At 60.3% G+C, this 17806-nt stretch carries 16 protein-coding genes; 9 read left to right on the plus strand and 7 right to left on the minus strand.

Annotated features, from left to right (window positions below; all coding sequences use genetic code 11):
- The first annotated feature begins 1 nt into the window (after position 1).
- From mce to N1937_RS07490, 5 genes are all read left to right on the plus strand, one after another.
- The gene (mce, locus tag N1937_RS07470; protein ID WP_017963863.1) at positions 2 to 406 is read left to right on the plus strand and encodes a methylmalonyl-CoA epimerase; all 405 of its coding nucleotides are present in this window, start codon (positions 2 to 4) and stop codon (positions 404 to 406) included.
- A 135-nt stretch (positions 407 to 541) separates the two neighbouring features.
- On the plus strand, positions 542 to 817 hold the full coding sequence (locus N1937_RS07475; protein ID WP_170256814.1) for a DUF1467 family protein: 276 nt from the start codon (positions 542 to 544) through the stop codon (positions 815 to 817).
- 590 nt (positions 818 to 1407) lie between these two features.
- The gene (gene proS / locus N1937_RS07480; protein ID WP_170256815.1) at positions 1408 to 2730 is read left to right on the plus strand and encodes a proline--tRNA ligase; all 1323 of its coding nucleotides are present in this window, start codon (positions 1408 to 1410) and stop codon (positions 2728 to 2730) included.
- A gap of 15 nt (positions 2731 to 2745) precedes the next feature.
- Positions 2746 to 4050, plus strand: coding sequence for a lipoprotein-releasing ABC transporter permease subunit (locus N1937_RS07485; protein WP_260058117.1), 1305 nt, complete (start codon positions 2746 to 2748; stop codon positions 4048 to 4050).
- Between the two features lie 14 nt (positions 4051 to 4064).
- Positions 4065 to 4748: an ABC transporter ATP-binding protein gene (locus tag N1937_RS07490; RefSeq protein WP_017963867.1), complete on the plus strand. Its 684-nt coding sequence runs from the start codon at positions 4065 to 4067 to the stop codon at positions 4746 to 4748.
- A 12-nt stretch (positions 4749 to 4760) separates the two neighbouring features.
- Here the strand turns inward: N1937_RS07490 and N1937_RS07495 are convergent, their stop codons facing one another.
- Positions 4761 to 5225 (minus strand): DUF5680 domain-containing protein, encoded by a 465-nt coding sequence (locus tag N1937_RS07495; RefSeq protein ID WP_260058118.1) that lies wholly within the window; start codon positions 5223 to 5225, stop codon positions 4761 to 4763.
- Between the two features lie 501 nt (positions 5226 to 5726).
- Here N1937_RS07495 and dnaE point away from each other — a divergent pair.
- Positions 5727 to 9221 (plus strand): DNA polymerase III subunit alpha, encoded by a 3495-nt coding sequence (gene dnaE, locus N1937_RS07500; RefSeq protein WP_260058119.1) that lies wholly within the window; start codon positions 5727 to 5729, stop codon positions 9219 to 9221.
- 73 nt (positions 9222 to 9294) lie between these two features.
- Here dnaE and N1937_RS07505 read toward each other — a convergent pair whose 3' ends face one another.
- Entirely contained in the window at positions 9295 to 10551 is a 1257-nt protein-coding gene (locus N1937_RS07505) for a L,D-transpeptidase family protein (RefSeq protein WP_222384777.1), read from the minus strand.
- Between the two features lie 92 nt (positions 10552 to 10643).
- Entirely contained in the window at positions 10644 to 11936 is a 1293-nt protein-coding gene (locus N1937_RS07510; RefSeq protein ID WP_260058120.1) for a DNA polymerase IV, read from the minus strand.
- A gap of 76 nt (positions 11937 to 12012) precedes the next feature.
- Between N1937_RS07510 and N1937_RS07515 the strand changes: the two genes are divergently transcribed.
- Positions 12013 to 12600 (plus strand): N-acetyltransferase, encoded by a 588-nt coding sequence (locus N1937_RS07515; protein ID WP_260058121.1) that lies wholly within the window; start codon positions 12013 to 12015, stop codon positions 12598 to 12600.
- Here N1937_RS07515 and N1937_RS07520 read toward each other — a convergent pair.
- The gene (locus tag N1937_RS07520) at positions 12575 to 13249 is read right to left on the minus strand and encodes a hypothetical protein (protein WP_260058123.1); all 675 of its coding nucleotides are present in this window, start codon (positions 13247 to 13249) and stop codon (positions 12575 to 12577) included. The genes N1937_RS07515 and N1937_RS07520 overlap by 26 nt on opposite strands.
- Positions 13250 to 13251: 2 nt before the next feature.
- Positions 13252 to 13560: a DUF3572 domain-containing protein gene (locus N1937_RS07525; protein WP_017963875.1), complete on the minus strand. Its 309-nt coding sequence runs from the start codon at positions 13558 to 13560 to the stop codon at positions 13252 to 13254.
- A 132-nt stretch (positions 13561 to 13692) separates the two neighbouring features.
- On the opposite strand from N1937_RS07525, the gene N1937_RS07530 reads away from it, so the two are divergent.
- Together N1937_RS07530 and N1937_RS07535 are read left to right on the plus strand one after the other, a co-directional pair.
- Complete coding sequence (locus tag N1937_RS07530) at positions 13693 to 14064, plus strand: response regulator (protein ID WP_003547430.1); 372 nt, start codon at positions 13693 to 13695, stop codon at positions 14062 to 14064.
- Positions 14065 to 14082: 18 nt separating this feature from the next.
- Entirely contained in the window at positions 14083 to 15456 is a 1374-nt protein-coding gene (locus N1937_RS07535; protein WP_260058124.1) for a PleD family two-component system response regulator, read from the plus strand.
- 739 nt (positions 15457 to 16195) lie between these two features.
- Here the strand turns inward: N1937_RS07535 and rpmG are convergent.
- Together rpmG and N1937_RS07545 are read right to left on the minus strand one after the other, a co-directional pair.
- Complete coding sequence (gene rpmG, locus N1937_RS07540) at positions 16196 to 16363, minus strand: 50S ribosomal protein L33 (RefSeq protein WP_003547442.1); 168 nt, start codon at positions 16361 to 16363, stop codon at positions 16196 to 16198.
- 91 nt (positions 16364 to 16454) lie between these two features.
- Positions 16455 to 17639 carry an MFS transporter gene (locus N1937_RS07545; protein ID WP_017963877.1) on the minus strand — a complete coding sequence of 395 codons (1185 nt, stop codon included), beginning with the start codon at positions 17637 to 17639 and terminating at the stop codon, positions 16455 to 16457.
- Positions 17640 to 17806 lie beyond the last annotated feature (167 nt).

The raw sequence follows: 17806 nt of genomic DNA on the forward strand, positions 1-17806 counted from the left end.
CGTGCTCGGCCGGGTCAACCATATCGCTATCGCCGTGCCCGATCTGGCCGTGGCGACGGCGGCCTATCGCGATACGCTGGGTGCTGCCGTATCGCAGCCGCAGGCTCTGCCGGAACACGGCGTCACCGTGGTTTTCGTCGAATTGCCGAACACCAAGGTCGAATTGCTGCAGCCGCTCGGGGCTACCTCGCCGATCGCCGCCTTCCTCGAAAAGAACCCGTCCGGCGGCATGCACCACATCTGCTACGAGGTGGACGATATCCTTCTCGCCCGTGACCGGCTGGTCGATGCGGGCGCAAGGGTGCTCGGCGACGGCCGGCCGAAGACCGGCGCGCACGGCAAGCCGGTGCTCTTTCTGCACCCCAAGGATTTCTTCGGCACGCTGATCGAACTCGAACAGGCCTGAGCCCTACAACGGCAGAATGATAGCCCTGCTGCGGCAGAGTGACCCGAGGACGGCTAAACCTTTCGTTCGCTTTGAGTTGGTCGCGATTCCGCCGTATAACGACGCGATATCAGCGCGGCATCAACGGGAACCATAATGCTCCAGATCTTTCTTCAGGGATTTGCCGTCTACTTCGTCATCTGGTGGATGACGCTTTTTGCCGTCCTGCCAATCGGCCTGCGCACCCAGGCGGACGACAATGATGTCGTGCTCGGCACCGTCCCGAGCGCGCCCACCCGGTTTCGCGCCGCTTTCGTGTTTTCGCTGACGACGCTGATTTCGGCCTTGGTCTATGGCCTCTGGTACGTCTGCGACACCTATTTCGGCTGGGGCTTCGACGCCCTGCCGCAACTCGGTCCTAGCTTCTATTGAATCGTAGCTTTTGCTCAAACTTTGAGCAGATGCAACCTATTGAAGGCGAGTTTCGTCATACCAGCGTCACGCTGTTGCGGCAAAGAGCTCGCCTAACGGAATGACGGCTATTCCCTTACGGAAGTCGGTCGGGTTTTTGGATGGGATGGATGACGAAAAGCCAAAAAAAAACAAGGCTAAAAGCCTTGTTTTAAGTATCGCGTGATCTGTAACCGTTGCCGGGGCTGCGACGAGCGCGCCTAAGATCTGATCCTCCCAAGACTTGACCGCGAATTCGACAAGAATTTAACTTCCTGCCTGTTTTGTGAGCTAAAACTAGCTCAAACATTGGGCTTTGTCATCAGCTTTTTTTGCATTTTTGCTACACTCTAGTAAAATTTTTCTGTTGACAAGATTTTCGTTCAAGTCCTTATAAACACGCGCTTTTTCATGCCCTTTTATTTTGCGGGTGCGAACATGCGCTTCCGGGAGGTTGCCGCCATCCGTTGCGGGTTTCCTTCCTGCCGCGAAGCGGCTATGAACGCTCCCGACATTAACAATGGTCTTTCGATTCCGCCTGCTGCGGGATCTCAACTGCTCCGGAATCCGCCATGCGTCTGTCCCGTTATTTCATGCCCATCCTTAAGGAAAACCCCAAGGAGGCGGAAATCGTCTCCCACCGGCTGATGCTGCGTGCCGGCATGATCCGCCAGCAATCGCAGGGCATTTATTCCTGGCTGCCGCTGGGCAAGCGCGTGCTCGACAAGGTCAACGCCATTATCCGCGACGAGCAGAACCGCGCCGGCGCCATTGAGCTGTCGATGCCGACACTGCAATCGGCCGAACTCTGGCAGGAAAGCGGCCGCTACGACGCCTACGGCAAGGAGATGCTGCGCATCAAGGACCGTCAGGATCGGCCGATGCTCTACGGCCCAACCAACGAAGAGATGGTGACGGATATTTTCCGCTCCTCCGTCAAGTCCTACAAGGACCTGCCGCTTAATCTCTATCATATTCAGCTGAAGTTCCGTGACGAGATCCGTCCGCGCTTCGGTACCATGCGATCGCGTGAATTCATGATGAAGGATGCCTATTCCTTCGATCTGACGCGCGAAGCGGCGGAGCATTCCTATAACAAGATGTTCGCCGCCTATCTCAGAACCTTCGACCGGCTCGGCCTGCGCGCTATCCCGATGCGCGCCGATACCGGCCCGATCGGCGGCAAGCTCAGCCATGAATTCATCATCCTCGCCGACACCGGCGAATCCGAAGTCTTCTGCCACAAGGATTTCGTCGATTTCGATATTCCCGGTGCACACACCGATTTCGACAGTGTCGAGGGCCTGCAGGCTATCTTCGACAAATGGACCTCGCTCTATGCCGCGACCTCGGAAATGCACGACGAGGCGGCCTTCAACGCCGTTCCCGAAGGCGACCGCCTGTCGGCACGCGGCATCGAGGTCGGCCACATCTTCTATTTCGGCACGAAATATTCCGAGCCGATGGGCGCGAAAGTGCAGGGACCTGACGGCAAGGAACACTTCGTTCATATGGGTTCCTACGGTATCGGCCCGACACGCCTTGTTCCCGCCATCATCGAAGCATCGCATGATGATAACGGAATCATCTGGCCGGCATCCGTCGCGCCCTTCGATATCGTTGTGATCAACATGAAGGCGGGCGATCAGGCCTGTGACGATACCTGCGAACTGATCTATGCCGCGCTGAGCAAGGCCGGCAAGGATGTGCTCTATGACGATACCGACGATCGGGCCGGCACGAAATTCGCGACCGCCGACCTGATCGGTGTACCCGTCCAGATCATCGCCGGCCCGCGCGCGGTCGCAAACGGCGAAGTGGAAGTGAAGGACCGCAAGACCGGCGCCCGCGAAACGATGACCATCGAAGCGGCGATCAATCGGTTCGTGGCTTAAGGAAACGGAGGCGAAATGGCAGAGGCAGCAGTGGACCGGAGTTCAAAATCCGGCTTGGGTCCGGCTGGCAAGCCATTTTCCACCTTTGAACGCCTCGTGGCGTGGCGTTATCTGCGCGCCCGCCGCAAGGAGGCCTTCATCTCGGTGATCGCCGGCTTCTCCTTCGTCGGCATCATGCTGGGCGTTGCGACGCTGATCATCGTCATGGCCGTCATGAACGGCTTCCGAACCGAGCTCGTCTCGCGCATCCTCGGCATCAACGGCCACATGATCGTCCAGCCGTCCGATGGCCCTTTCACCGATTATGCCGACCTCGCCAGCAGGCTTGCCGCCGTGCCTGGCGTCAAGATGGCGCTGCCGTTGGTGGAGGGCCAGGTACTTGCCTCCGCCCAGGCGGGCGGCAGCACGGGCGCGCTGGTGCGCGGCGTCCGCGCGGAGGACCTGACCAAGCTCAAAGCGGTTTCTGAGAATATCAAACCGGGAGACATGGTAGGCTTTGCCTCCGGCCAGGGCGTGCTGATCGGCACGCGCATGGCCGATCAGTTGGGTCTTAGCGTCGGCGACCTTATTACGCTGACGTCGCCAGATGGTGACATTACGCCAATGGGCGTCAGCCCGCGCGTCAAGTCCTACAAGATTTCCGGCCTCTTCGAGATCGGCATGTCGGAATACGACTCCTCTATCATCTTCATGCCGCTGGAGGAGGCGCAGCTCTATTTCAACGCCGAGGGGCTGGTGCAGTCGATCGAACTCTTCGTAGACAACCCCGACGATATAGACAATCTGAAGCCTAAGGTAGTGGAGGCGGCCGGCCGCCAGATCAACCTCACCGACTGGCGCCAGCGCAACCAGACTTTTTTCTCGGCGCTACAGGTCGAGCGTAACGTCATGTTCATGATCCTGACGCTGATCGTGCTCGTGGCCGCGCTGAATATCATCTCCGGCCTCATCATGCTGGTAAAGGACAAGGGCAGCGATATCGCCATTCTGCGCACCATGGGCGCCAGCGCCGGTGCGATCATGCGCATCTTCTTCATGACTGGAGCGGCGATCGGCATCGTTGGCACCATTGCCGGTGTGCTGCTCGGCGTTCTCGTCTGCGTCAACATCGAATCCGTCCGCCAGTTCTTCTCCTGGCTTTCAGGCACCGTGCTCTTCAATCCGCAGGTCTATTTCCTCAGCCAGCTGCCGGCCGAGATGGATCTCAGCGAAACGATCTCGATCGTCGTCATGGCGCTGACGCTCTCCTTCATTGCGACCATCTTCCCGGCCTGGCGTGCCTCCAGGCTCGATCCTGTGCAGGCCCTGCGCTACGAATAAGGAATGCCGCCTTCATGAAACGCAACGTCGTTCTCAAGCTTACCGGCGTCGAGCGCCATTATGGGCAGGGCGGTACGCTGCTCTCGATCCTGAAGGGCGCGGACTTTTCGATATCGAAGGGGGAGATTGTCGCTCTCGTCGCCCCTTCCGGTACCGGCAAGTCGACACTGCTGCATGTCGCCGGCCTGTTGGAGCATCCGGACGGCGGTGAAGTCAACATCAACGGCCATGCCTGTGACGGCTTGAGCGATGAGAAACGCACCGCAATCCGCCGCAGCGAAATCGGCTTCGTCTACCAGTTCCACCACTTGCTGCCGGAATTCTCGGCGCTCGAAAATATCATGATGCCGCAGCTGATCGCCGGGCTGTCCTGGAAGGAAGCCGGAGAGCGGGCCGGCCAGCTTCTCGATTATATGCGTATCGGCCATCGCGGCTCGCATCGCCCGGGCGAGCTTTCCGGCGGCGAGCAGCAGCGCGTTGCGATTGCCCGCGCCGTCGCCAATGCGCCGACCCTGCTTCTTGCCGACGAGCCGACCGGCAATCTCGACCCTGAAACGGCAAGCTACGTCTTCGACGCGCTGGAAGCGCTGGTGCGCCAGTCCGGCCTTGCGGCTCTCATCGCCACCCATAATCACGAGCTCGCCCGCCGCATGGATCGGCGCGTGACGATCTCCGACGGCAAGATCGTCGATTTCTGAGGCCCAGATCGATCAAGGGATGATCAGTCCGCCGCGATAGTCGAGCATATAGGCCTTCTGGCTGTCGACCATGATGCATTCGTGCCCGGCGAACCGCGCGTAGTCGCCTTCGCTGCGATCGATATAGCGGCCGAACGGATGGTCGAATTCCATTCCGCCGAGAAACCGGCCCTCTCGATACATCGCCGAAAGGGCCGCCTTGATCACCGTTCCGGCTGCTGCACCGTCGATGAGATCAGGCGCAATGACGCAGCCGAAATAATTCATCGCCCAGACGGGCTCGTCGGCAAACCATACCACTTCCTGTCCGGCGAAATCGGTGCCGCCGAAATAGCTGTCGAGATAGCGCCAGTTGCCGCGTTCGTATCCGATGTCCTGGGAGCTTGGCCGGCAGGGCGGGCGCGCCACGCCGCCGCCGACATAGGTTGCAGCCTTCGCCTCCACCACGAATGCGTTCAGCATCGCAATATCCAACATGCCATTCTCCTCTCCGCTAGATGCTGGCAAATACGCTGCGAAGTGTAAAGAACAAAAAGGGAACTATGGCCGGAATTAGACGGACGGCCGAGGAGGCTGGCCGTCTAGGCGCCGTGAGGATCCGGGACGGGCCGAGAAGGGGCAACCTGCTGGCCGTCACATTGGGCACTGGCTCGCAGCGATTCACAGGTGCACATCCCGGCATTTTTCCAACACAAGAAAGAAGGAAAAGATTCCTGTTGACAACAGAACATACATAGAACAAACTGAAAACATAACGAGTAAAGGAGAGCCCGATGACTGACATGATCCGTGATATCGCAGCATTCACCTCCATCGCAATGTTCGTTGCCAGCTTCTCGCTCATCGTCATGGCGTTCTAAAGTTTTCAGGGGATCGCATGGCAATCATGCGGTCCGGACGCGGGACTTCTTCTGGACATCATCGCCCTCTATGCCCGACAATGCGTCCGATTCATTCGGGTGATTGGGAAGGCATGTCATGGCGGATACGGCAAAGGGTTCAACGGGTGAGGCGACCGGCACGCCGGGCTTCATCCACCTGAGGGTCCATTCCGCCTATTCGCTTCTCGAGGGCGCCCTGCCGCTGAAGAAGATCCTCTACAAGGCGACCGGCGATAGCCAGCCGGCGATCGCGATTACCGACACCAACAATCTGTTCGTCGCCCTCGAATTCTCCCAGAAGGCGATGGAGGACGGCCTGCAGCCGATCATCGGCTGCCAGGTCTCGATCGACATGGGAGACGGGTTGGAAACCGAAAAGCGCGGCGGCCAGCAGGCTCTGGTCAAGCTGCCGTCGATCGTTCTTCTTGCCGCGACGGATGCCGGTTACGAACGGCTGGTCGATCTCGTCAGCCGGGCCTATCTCGGCGGCGAGAGCAACCAGGCTGTTCATATCAGCACCTCCTGGCTGGAGGAGGCAGGCACGGAAGGACTGATCGCATTGAGCGGCGCCTTGACCGGGCCGGTCGACGTGGCGATCAAGGAAGGCCATCCCGCCCAGGCGGAAGCCCGGCTGCTCACGCTGAAGCGTCTCTTCGGCGACAGGCTCTATGTCGAACTGCAGCGACACGGCACTTACGACAAGCGGCACGAGCAGAAGATTATCGGGCTCGCCTATGCCCACGACCTGCCGCTGGTTGCGACCAACGAGGCCTTCTTTCCGACACGCGACGATTACGACGCCCATGATGCGCTGATGGCGGTCGCGCACAACGCCATCGTCTCCGACGACAGCCGCTTTCGCCTGACGCCGGATCACTATCTGAAGAGCCGGGCCGAAATGGCCAAGCTCTTCGCCGACCTGCCGGAAGCGCTGGAAAATACCATCGAGATCGCCAGGCGCTGCTCCTTCGTGCTGAAGACCAGAAAGCCGATTCTGCCGCGCTTCACCGGTGCGACCAACGATGCCGAGGAGGCCGAACGCGCCGAGGCGAGCGAGCTGCGCCGCCAAGCGGTCGAAGGGCTGGACATGCGGCTTGCGACGCTCGGCATGTCGCCGGGTTACGAGGAAAAGGATTATCGCGAACGGCTGGATTTCGAACTCAGCGTCATCGAGCGCATGCGTTTTCCCGGCTACTTCCTGATCGTTGCCGACTTCATCAAATGGGCCAAGCAGCATGACATTCCGGTCGGCCCCGGCCGTGGTTCGGGCGCCGGTTCGCTGGTCGCCTATGCCTTGACGATCACCGACGTCGATCCCTTGCGTTTTTCGCTGCTCTTCGAGCGCTTCCTCAATCCGGAACGCGTCTCGATGCCGGACTTCGACATCGACTTCTGCCAGGACCGCCGCGAAGAGGTGATCCGCTACGTCCAGGCCAAATATGGCCGCGAGCAGGTGGCGCAGATCATCACCTTCGGTTCGCTGCAGGCACGCGCCGCCCTTCGCGACGTCGGCCGCGTGCTTGAGATGCCCTACGGCCAGGTCGACAAAATCTGCAAACTCGTGCCGAACAACCCCGCCAATCCGACGCCGCTGTCCAAGGCGATCGAGGAGGAGCCGAAGCTGCAGGAGGAGGCGGCGAAGGAACCTGTTGTCGCGCGGCTGCTCGACATCGCCCAGAAGATCGAGGGGCTTTACCGCCACGCCTCGACCCATGCCGCCGGCATCGTCATCGGCGACCGGCCGCTTTCCAAGCTGGTGCCGATGTATCGCGATCCGCGCTCCGATATGCCGGTTACTCAGTTCAACATGAAATGGGTCGAGCAGGCAGGCTTGGTCAAATTCGACTTCCTCGGCCTGAAGACCCTGACCGTGCTGAAGGTCGCGGTCGATTTCGTCGCCAAGCTCGGCATCAAGGTCGATCTCGCGGCCATTCCTCTCGACGATACCAAGACCTACGAGATGCTGTCGCGCGGCGAGACGGTCGGTGTGTTCCAGGTGGAAAGTGCCGGCATGCGCAAGGCGCTGATCGGCATGAAGCCGGACTGCATCGAGGACATCATCGCGCTGGTGGCGCTCTATCGTCCGGGCCCGATGGAGAACATCCCGACCTACAATGCCCGCAAGCACGGCGACGAAGAGCTGGAATCGATCCATCCGATGATCGACCACCTGCTCAAGGAAACGCAAGGGGTCATCGTCTACCAGGAACAGGTGATGCAGATCGCGCAGGTGCTGTCCGGCTATTCGCTGGGGGAGGCCGACCTTCTGCGCCGCGCCATGGGTAAGAAGATCAAGGCCGAGATGGACCAGCAGCGCGAGCGCTTCGTCGTTGGCGCCGTCAGGAATGGCGTATCGAAGCCGCAGGCCGACAATATCTTCGAACTGCTGGCGAAGTTCGCCAATTACGGCTTCAACAAATCGCATGCCGCCGCCTATGCCATCGTCTCTTACCAGACGGCCTACATGAAGGCGCATTACCCGGTCGAATTCCTCGCCGCTTCGATGACGCTCGACATGTCCAACACGGAAAAGGTCAATGATTTCCGTCAGGATGCCAAGCGCCTCGGCATCGAGGTGATCGCACCCTCAGTGCAGAGCTCCTTCCGTCATTTCGAGACCGGCGACAACCGCATCTACTACGCGCTCGCCGCCCTCAAGGGCGTCGGCGAATCCGCCGTCGACCATATTGTCGGGGTGCGTGGCGACAAGCCCTTTGCGAGCATCGAGGACTTCTGCCTGCGCATCGATCCGCGTCAGGTCAATCGTCGCGTGCTCGAAAGCCTGATCTATGCCGGCGCCTTCGATTGTTTCGACATGGACCGCGCCCAGCTGGCAGCCGGCCTTGATCGCATTCTCGGTTATGCCCAACGCGCCCAGGAGAACAAGCTGAGCGGCCAGTCGGACATCTTCGGCAGTACGTTGACGTCGGGGCCTGAGAAAATCTCACTGCCGCCGTTCTCGCCCTGGCTCCCCTCCGAGCGGCTGCTCAAGGAGTTCCAGGTGCTGGGCTTCTATCTCACAGCCCACCCGCTCGATTCCTACAACAGTATCCTGCAGAAGATGCGGGTGCAGACCTTTGCCGAATTTTCCGCCGCCATCAAACAGGGCGCGGCCAATGCGCGCCTTGCCGGTACCGTCATCTCGAAGCAGGAGCGCAAGACCCGCACCGGCAACAAGATGGGCATCATCGTCTTCTCCGATTCTTCGGGCCAGTTCGAAGCGGTGCTGTTTTCGGAAATGCTGAACCAGTATCGCGATGTGCTGGAGTCAGGCAAATCCTTCGTGCTGACCGCGACCGGCGAGGAGCGGCCGGAGGGCATTGGCCTGCGCATCCAGACGATCCAGTCGCTGGAGGAAAAGTCGCTGCAGATGCAGAAGGCGCTACGCGTTTATGTCCGCGATTCCGGACCGCTGAGAATGGTTGCCGGCCATTTGAACGCCAAGGGCGATGGCCTCGTCTCCTTCATCGTCATCAAGGAGGAGGGCAAACGCGAGGTGGAAGTGGCGCTACCGGAGAAATACCGCATCACGCCGGAGATCGCCGCCGCCCTTCGCGCCGCCCCCGGCGTCGTCGACGTCGAGCTTGTCTGATTAATGCATGTCGCTCGGAAGTGTGCGGCGGTTCCGGGATACGACATGCATAAAACAAAGAGCGTGATGGCCATCACCCGCGGGTGATCGTGATGAAATCCGTGCCTTCGCCGGTCTCTCGGCCGAGGCCGGTATCGGAGATCGTCAGCGTCGAGCCGGGCGCGATGAGGGCGTCGATCTTGCGGCGGGTCTCATCGGGGATGGTGATCCGGCTGAGCGAACGGGCGATCGGCTTGCCTGTAATGATCGAGCTTTCCTGATTGGTGATGCCGAGCCGCTTCATCGTCTCGCGGGAGAGATTGTTCTCGAGCGTTATGCCGAGCCAGTCGGCCGTGCCGGCCTTTTCATCGACCGCATGCAGCGTGAAGAAATGTGTGCCGAGCGCCAGTCCCGGATCGGCGATCGTCACCGGCGCTTCGAAGACCGGCTTGAAGGCCTGCCGCACCATGATGACGCCGTTCGGCGGCTCGCCCTTGCCAGCCGCGGCATAGACTTCTCTGAGCAGCGTGTCGGAAACCAGGCTCCTGTCGGCGGCAAATTCCGCCGGCCGCAGCGTCTTGAAGGTCTTGATCGCCTGCACGGTCGACGGACCGAGCAAGCCGTCCGGATTGCCCGCGGAAAAACCGAGCTGGTTGAGCAGGCTCTGGATGTCGATCACCGTCTCGCGCAACGTCCGGCGCGTAATCAGCATGCTGATCGGCTCGGACGGCGGCTTGGGTTCGGGCGCTGCAATCGGCTGCACTGCCGGCATCGGCATCGCAGCGGTATCGTTCATCGCCACCTGCACCGGCTTCTCAGGGCTGTCGGGCATGGAGGGCCGCAGTTCCACATCCGAAAGTAGCGGCATCGCCGCCGGTGCATCCGGATCGAAAAGAGTCGGATGATCGATCGGTTGCGGCACCAGTTCACCATCGCTGATAATGACGGGGACACCGGGATCGGTCATCCCATAGAGCATTTTTGCGAAGGCGCTGGGCATGCGCACGCAGCCATGCGAGGCCGGATAACGCGGCACCGAATTGGATTCGTGCAGCGCGATGCCGGACCAGGTCAGCCTTTGCATGAACGGCATCGGCGCCGCCGAATAGAGATTGGATTCGTGATATTTCTGCTTTTCCAGCACCGAGAAGATGCCGCTCGGCGTCGTGTGGCCGTCCTTGCCGGTCGAGACCTTCGAGGTCGCGACGACCTCGGTGCCGTCATAGAGCACGAGCGACTGCTTGTCCTTCGAGACGAAGATCTGCAGCGTGCGCGCATCCGCGGCAAGAGCGGGGTGCACGAGTGCGGTGGCCGACAGCAAGCCGAGGCCGAAGACGAGACGCGAGAACATGAGACCCAACCATACGCAATACTTGCCCGGCACATTATGAGACGAAGTTTAAGGAAGATTTTATAGGCCGGATCGCCGGCTGCCCTCACGCGTTAGTGATCGCGCTTGCCGCTGCCGAAGGTGTAGCCGGTCTCGACCGTTTTCTCGCCAAACTTGTCACGCAGCTTGTCCATCGCCGCTTCGGCTGCCGCCCGCCGGCCCGATTGCCGGTCGATGAGATCGGGCGGATCGGCGCGGGCGGCATCGCCGAGATCGGTGACGCCGATGCCGATCAGGCGGAACTTCGTACCGTCTGTCTCTTTTTCGAGAAGCTCGAGCCCGGTGCGGAAGATCTTGTCGGCAAGCTGGGTCGGCTCTTCAAGCTTGCGGTTGCGGGTGCGCGATTTGAAATCGGCGCTCTTCAGCTTCAGAACCACGGTCTGGCCGGCAATGCCGCTTTTCTTCAGCCGCCAGGAGACCTTTTCGGAGAGGTTGCGCAGGATCGGCACCAGATCGTCATAACGCGAGATGTCATCGAAGAAGGTGGTCTCGGACGACACGCTCTTGGCGGCATCATTGAGATGCACTTCGCGATCGTCGATGCCGCGCGACAGCCGCGCGAGCCGTTGGCCGATGCTGCCGTAGCGGCGCATCAGATCGTTTTCCTCCATCTGCTGCAATTGGCTGATGGTGCGGATGCCGTCCGCCTCCAGCGTTGCCGCAAAGGCCTTGCCGACGCCCCAGATCGTAGTGACGGGACGCGGCGCCAGGAACTCGACAGCTTCCTCGCGGCCGATGACCGAAAAGCCGCGCGGCTTCTGCAGGTCGGAGGCGACCTTGGCGAGAAATTTGCAATAGGAAAGCCCGACCGAAACGGTGATGCCGATCTCCCTTTCGATGCGGCGGGCAAATTTGGCCAGCGTGCGCGCCGGCGGATCGTGATGCAGCCTCTCGGTGCCGCCGAGTTCCAGGAAGGCCTCGTCGATCGATAGCGGCTGCACCAGCGGCGTCAGATCCTGCATCATGGCGCGCACCTGCCGTCCGACCCGGACATATTTCTCCATGTCCGGACGGATGACGATCGCTTGAGGGCATGCCTCCAGCGCCTTGAACATCGGCATGGCCGAACGCACGCCGTGGATGCGGGCGATATAGCAGGCGGTGGAAACCACACCGCGTTTGCCGCCGCCGATGATGACAGGCTTGTCGGCAAGCTCCGGATTGTCGCGTTTCTCCACCGCGGCGTAGAAGGCGTCGCAATCGATATGCGCAAGCGTTAATGCGTAGAGTTCGCGATGGCGCACGAGGCGCGGGCTGCCGCAGGAAACGCAACGGCGCGTCTCGCCTTTCTGCTCGGCAAGGCAGTCGCGACAGAAGCCGGGTGTCTTGTCAGGCGCGGGTATCATGATGAGAACAAAGATTGAACGTCGCGAGGTTACGCCTTATGCTTCCGAGTCTCAAGAGAGGGCGGGAGCTTTGCCTTTGGATAACGATCTTCGTTTCGAGCCGGTGACAGCAGAACGCTGGGACGATTTCGAAATCGTGTTCGGGCCGCAGGGTGCCTTCTATAATTGCTGGTGCGTCGCGCTGCGCCTGCCGCATGCGGTCAGGACGAAGATGGCGGCCGACGAGCGCAAGGCGCATATGCGGGGGAGGATCAAGTTGGGTCCGCCGCCTGGTATCCTCGGTTATGCTGACGGCGTGCCGGTCGCCTGGGTGCAGGTCGGGCCGCGCCACGACGTGCCGCAGTTCAATTCGCCGCGCACCGTCTCGCGACCGCTGGAGGAGGGCGACGCGCATGATCCATCCATCTGGGCCGTCAGTTGCTTCTTCCTGCTGGCCAAGCTACGCGGCAAGGGAATGAGCCACCGTCTGCTCGCCGGCGCAATCGATCATGCCCGGCGCCAGGGAGCACGGATGCTCGAAGCCTGTCCGATCGATCATGTCAAGCAGTCGAAATCAGTGACGCTCTGCGTCGGCTCGACCGCAGTTTTCGAAGCCGCCGGTTTCGAGACTGTGGCACGGCGCAAGGACGGCCGTCCGCTCATGCGGCTGGAACTGCGCGCCTGACAGTGCCGGAGACAAAATGCGCCTCGATGAGAGCGGCGGCATGCGTCCAATCGCTGGCGCGCGTGATGTCGTCAGCTGCTGCCGGTGCGAAGCGATGAACGGGCGAGTTCGGAATCAGGTGAATCAGCAGGCAATCGGCGACGTGATCCCTGACGGAATGCAGATTGCGCGCCATATCATCGATGAAGACGACGGGAAGGGAGCGGCTGGCATGCAATGCGTGAACGATCGGCCCCTTGGGTTGTTCGGTGGCAAGCAGCGGAAAGAGCAGGCCCATCCTGTCGAGCAGGCGACGGCGCTGGTCTTGGAACCGCGGCGGCATGGCTGTCAGGAAAAGGATATCGGCCTCTTCCGAAAGCCGGTCGAGCGTTTCGACGACGCGGTCGAGCGGCGTCTGCCACAGTTCTTGGGCCTCGAAGAATTCCTCGATCAGCCGGCTGACCTCTTGATCCTCGATCTCCGCGCCGTCGGCTTGCGAGACGATGTTGCCGTGAAGCCGGAACGATCGCGGCAGAAACGCGTGGCCCTGGCTCTGAAGGAAAAGCTGGAAGGGACCGATGAACTGCAGCACGACGTCGTCGACGTCGCAGACGATCAACGGCCGCCCGCCGAGGCGGATATGCGAGATGTCGAATTCCCCGGAGGTCACGGTCAGTACTCTCCGGAATCGAGGCCCGGCGACGAGAAATGCTGCCAGGCCGCCGTCACCGTCTCCGGGCTGATCCCGCTCGCCGCGCAGAAGGCCATCGCCGTTGGTTCATGGTTCATCAGGAAATCCATCATGCCGGCGAGGAATCCCGGATCGTTGACGGCGTTGCGCACCTGGCCGGGCGCCACACCCGTCAGGGCGAGAAAGCGGCCGAACATGTCGGGATCACCGGCAAGCCAGCCAAGCACGGCGATCGCCGTCTCGTGCGGGTCGGCAGCCTGTTGTTTCGAAGTCTTGAAGTTGCTTTGCATTTCGCGGGGTAAGTTACCTTTTCTTCAACCAAATACCGGTAGCGTGCGCTATCGGTTTCACGCAGCTTTTGTCCGCATGTGCCTTTCTCATGGGACGAACCGCTGCGCGAACGGACGTAGGGACAGCATGCCATGCCCAAACAGGTGATGATTGTAGAAGATAACGAGCTCAACATGAAGCTCTTTCGCGACCTCATCGAGGCGTCCGGCTATACGACGATCCAGACCAGAAACGGCATGGAGGCGCTCGATCTGGCGCGCAAGCATCGCCCCGACCTCATCCTTATGGATATTCAGCTTCCCGAGGTCTCAGGCCTCGAAGTTACGAAATGGCTGAAGGAAGATGACGAGCTGCACGTGATTCCCGTCATCGCCGTTACGGCTTTCGCGATGAAGGGCGACGAGGAGCGGATCCGCCAGGGCGGCTGCGAGGCCTATGTTTCCAAGCCGATCTCGGTTCCGAAATTCATCGAGACGATCAAGACCTATCTGGGCGATGCCTGACGCATCGGAAAGACGCTGATGACTGCGCGAATACTGGTGGTTGACGATATTCCGGCCAACGTGAAGCTGCTCGAGGCGCGGCTGCTTGCGGAGTACTTCGACGTGATGACCGCAGCGGACGGCTACACGGCACTGGCGATCTGCGAGCGCAACCAGGTCGATCTCATCCTGCTCGACATCATGATGCCCGGCATAGACGGTTTCGAGGTCTGCGAACGGCTGAAGGCCAGCCAGAAGACCGCCCATATTCCAGTCGTCATGGTCACCGCGCTCGACCAGCCGACCGATCGCGTACGGGGCCTGAAGGCCGGCGCCGACGATTTTCTCACCAAGCCGGTCAACGATCTGCAACTGATCTCCCGGGTGAAGAGCCTGCTGCGGCTGAAGACGTTGAGCGATGAGCTGCGCATCCGCGCCGACACCGCCCATACGATGGGTATCGACGACCTGACGCGGGCAGGCGAGGGCCGCGCCGACGAAACCGCTCAAGTCCTGCTCGTCGACGGCCGTGCCAATTCGCAGGAGCGCATCATCAAGGCGTTGAAGCCCGTCGCCGACGTGCTTGCCCTCTCAGATCCGCAGGCCGCCCTGTTCGAGGCGGCCGAAAGCGCGTTCGATCTCGTCATTGTCAACGCCAATTTCGATGATTACGATCCGCTTCGCCTCTGCTCGCAGCTGCGCTCGCTGGAGCGCACGCGCTTCCTGCCGATCCTGATCATCACCGAGCAGGGCGCTGACGACATGGTCGTGCGCGCACTCGATCTCGGCGTCAACGACTACATCATCCGCCCGGTCGATGCCAACGAACTGGTCGCCCGCAGCCTGACGCAGATCCGCCGCAAGCGCTATAACGACCGGCTGCGCGCCAGCGTCAAGCAGACGATCGAGCTTGCCGTGACCGATCCGCTGACCGGCCTTTATAACCGGCGCTATCTCGACAATCACCTGAACGTGCTCTTCAACCGTTCGATGGCGCGTGGCCGGCCGCTTTCGGTGCTGATCACCGATATCGACCGCTTCAAGCATGTGAACGACACCTACGGCCATGACGGCGGCGACGAGGTGTTGCGGGAATTTTCAAATCGCGTCCGTTCGACCATCCGCGGTGCCGATCTCGCCTGCCGCTACGGTGGAGAGGAATTCGTCGTCGTGATGCCCGACACCTCGCCGGAAATTGCCGCCGCCGTCGCCGAGCGCCTGCGCGCGGCGATCGAAGGCGCTCCCTTCATGCTGAAACACTCCGGGGAAGCGCTGAATGTCACTGCTTCCTTCGGCATCGCCTCGCGTATTGCGTCGGTGCTGACCCCGGGCCAGCTGATGAAACAGGCGGATCTGGCGCTTTACGAGGCCAAGAATACCGGCCGCAACCGCGTGGTCGCCGCGGCCGCGTGACGAATCACCTGCCGCCATATGTGCCATTTGCGAGTTTTCCACTGCGGTAAGCGAATTGTTACCGATTTTTAATCTTCGCCTGGGCAATGCGGGGCGAAAATTTCGCAACTCAATAGCCCAAAAATGGACTCGCCGCGTTGCTGCGGAGATGTGCGACGCGATAGTCTTGCGAGCATCAGGCCGTAGCTCAGAGTGAAATGGAGACTATAAAAAATGCCTGCCGCCGACAGTGTCAAATAGATTGCGGCGACGTCACCTCACGTAAGGGGAGGGGAGGCGTAAGTTGTTAAGCTATATTGTCGAATTTCTTCGAAGGGCGAGGCGCTACGCTTCAAGCTCAAGCAGAGCCGATCAATCTTTGTATGTCCCAAATCTGGACTTTTAACCATAGAATCAAGATAAGAAAATTCATCATTAAGAATTTGTTGATTTTCTTTCATTTTTGCGCAAATTATCGGCTCATAAGAGAAGCGCTCCCGTTGAGGAGTTGTCGATACCCCATGATGCTCAGGTCCGCCGCATCTCCTGGGTCGTGGGGTCGGTCGGCTAGTAGGCAAGTTATAGCGGTTCCTCGTGCCGTTTTGCATGCTGGCCGACCCCCTTTCAAGAAAACGCCGCCACTTCCCGAAGATGGAAGGGCGGCGTTTTGTCTGTTTGCGCTATCATTTTTCAAAGACCACAAACCGGAAATAAAAAACGCGCACCGAAGGCGCGCGCTTTTTTGAAATCCGTCAAGTGATTACTTGATCTTGGTTTCCTTGAACTCGACATGCTTCTTTGCAACCGGGTCGTACTTCGTCTTCGTCATCTTGTCCGTCATCGTACGGCTGTTTTTCGTCGTGACGTAGAAGAAACCGGTGTCGGCTGTCGACAGCAGCTTGATCTTGATTGTTGTAGCCTTGGCCATGGTCGTCCTGCCTTTAAGAAAATGAAAGCCGTGGAAGCCGGAGGGCTCCACGGCAAATTCTGGCGCGAAACTACGAATCCCGCCTGAAAAGTCAAGTCCGTTTTCGAATGAACATCAGTCTGATGCCGGAAAGTAGGGCGTAGAGACCGAAGAAAGCGGCAATCGCCCAGGCAAAACCGTTATTTCCAGCGACATCGATCGCCGCGCCGATCGCCTGCGGCCCGGCTACGGTTCCCATCGCATAACAGAAGACGAAGGCAGCATTGGCCGCCGCAAGATCGGAACCCGTCAACCGCGAGCCGAGATGGCTGAGGCCGACCGTATAGAGGCCTGAGACGCAGCCGCCCCAGAAAAGCAGGAGCCCGGCCATCAGCAGCCAATTGTCGAGCAGTAGCGGCAACATCATCGAGCCGATGAAGCCCATCAGCGCCATGCCGGCCAGAAGCGGCCGCTTATCGGCGATGCGGTCGGAAAGCAGGCCGAGCGGGATCTGAAAGATGACGTTGCCGACGCCCATCATGGTGAGCAGCAGTGCGGCCTGCGATTCGGTGAAATGGGCGCGCACGGCAAAGATCGGGAAAAGCGACAGCCCGCCCGCTTCGACCGCGCCGAAAATGAAGACCGCCGCCGTCGCCGTCGGCACCAGGAAGACGTAGCGCATGAAATGCAGCTCCGGTTTTTCCTCGAGCACCGGGCTCTCGTCGCGGGCGATGAAGATCGGGATGGCCGCCAGCAGGATGGCGGCGGCGCCGATCAGGAAGGGAAAGATGCCCTCGCTGCCGAGGATGGAAAAGAGCAATGGTCCGGCCGCGAAGCCAAGGGAAAGCACCGTCGCATAGATGCCGAGCACGAAACCGCGTTTGGACGGCGGCGAAGCGGCGTTGATCCAGAATTCGGAGAGGATGAAGAGCGTCGTCGTCGCGCCATGGAAGGCGAAACGCAGCGGAAACCACATCCAGAAATCTTGGGCGTAATAGAAACCGAGCGCGCTCAGCGCCGAAATCAGCACGGCCCAGAGCATTGTCGGCGCCACGCCGTATTTATGGGCAAGCTTGGTGGTGATCGGTGCGGCGGCCATCGCCGCGACGCCAGCCATCGCCGTGTTGAGCCCGATCAGGGTGGATGAGATGCCGCGTTTTTCGAGGATGATGCTGAGGAGGGGCAGACCGAGGCCGATTGCTATGCCGACGGCTGATATGGACGAGATGGCTGCCACCAGAGAAGGCCAATGGATTTCTTCGACATCGCCCGGTGTGCCGTTTCTCGGCTGAGACATTTATGCATCCTTAGAAAGCTGTGCGAGCGAATCGGCCGGTCACCTCGCATAGAAAGACACAGGCGTGCCAAATCCAGGTGACGGACAGCGTTTCGCAGTATTTCCGATGTGAGTGACCACCTGCGGAATGTAAAGCCTGTTCAGACAAGAAAAGCTTACCATGTCAA

It is taken from the genome of Rhizobium sp. WSM4643 (assembly GCF_025152745.1).
GTDB classification, from domain to species: Bacteria; Pseudomonadota; Alphaproteobacteria; order Rhizobiales; family Rhizobiaceae; genus Rhizobium; species Rhizobium leguminosarum_I.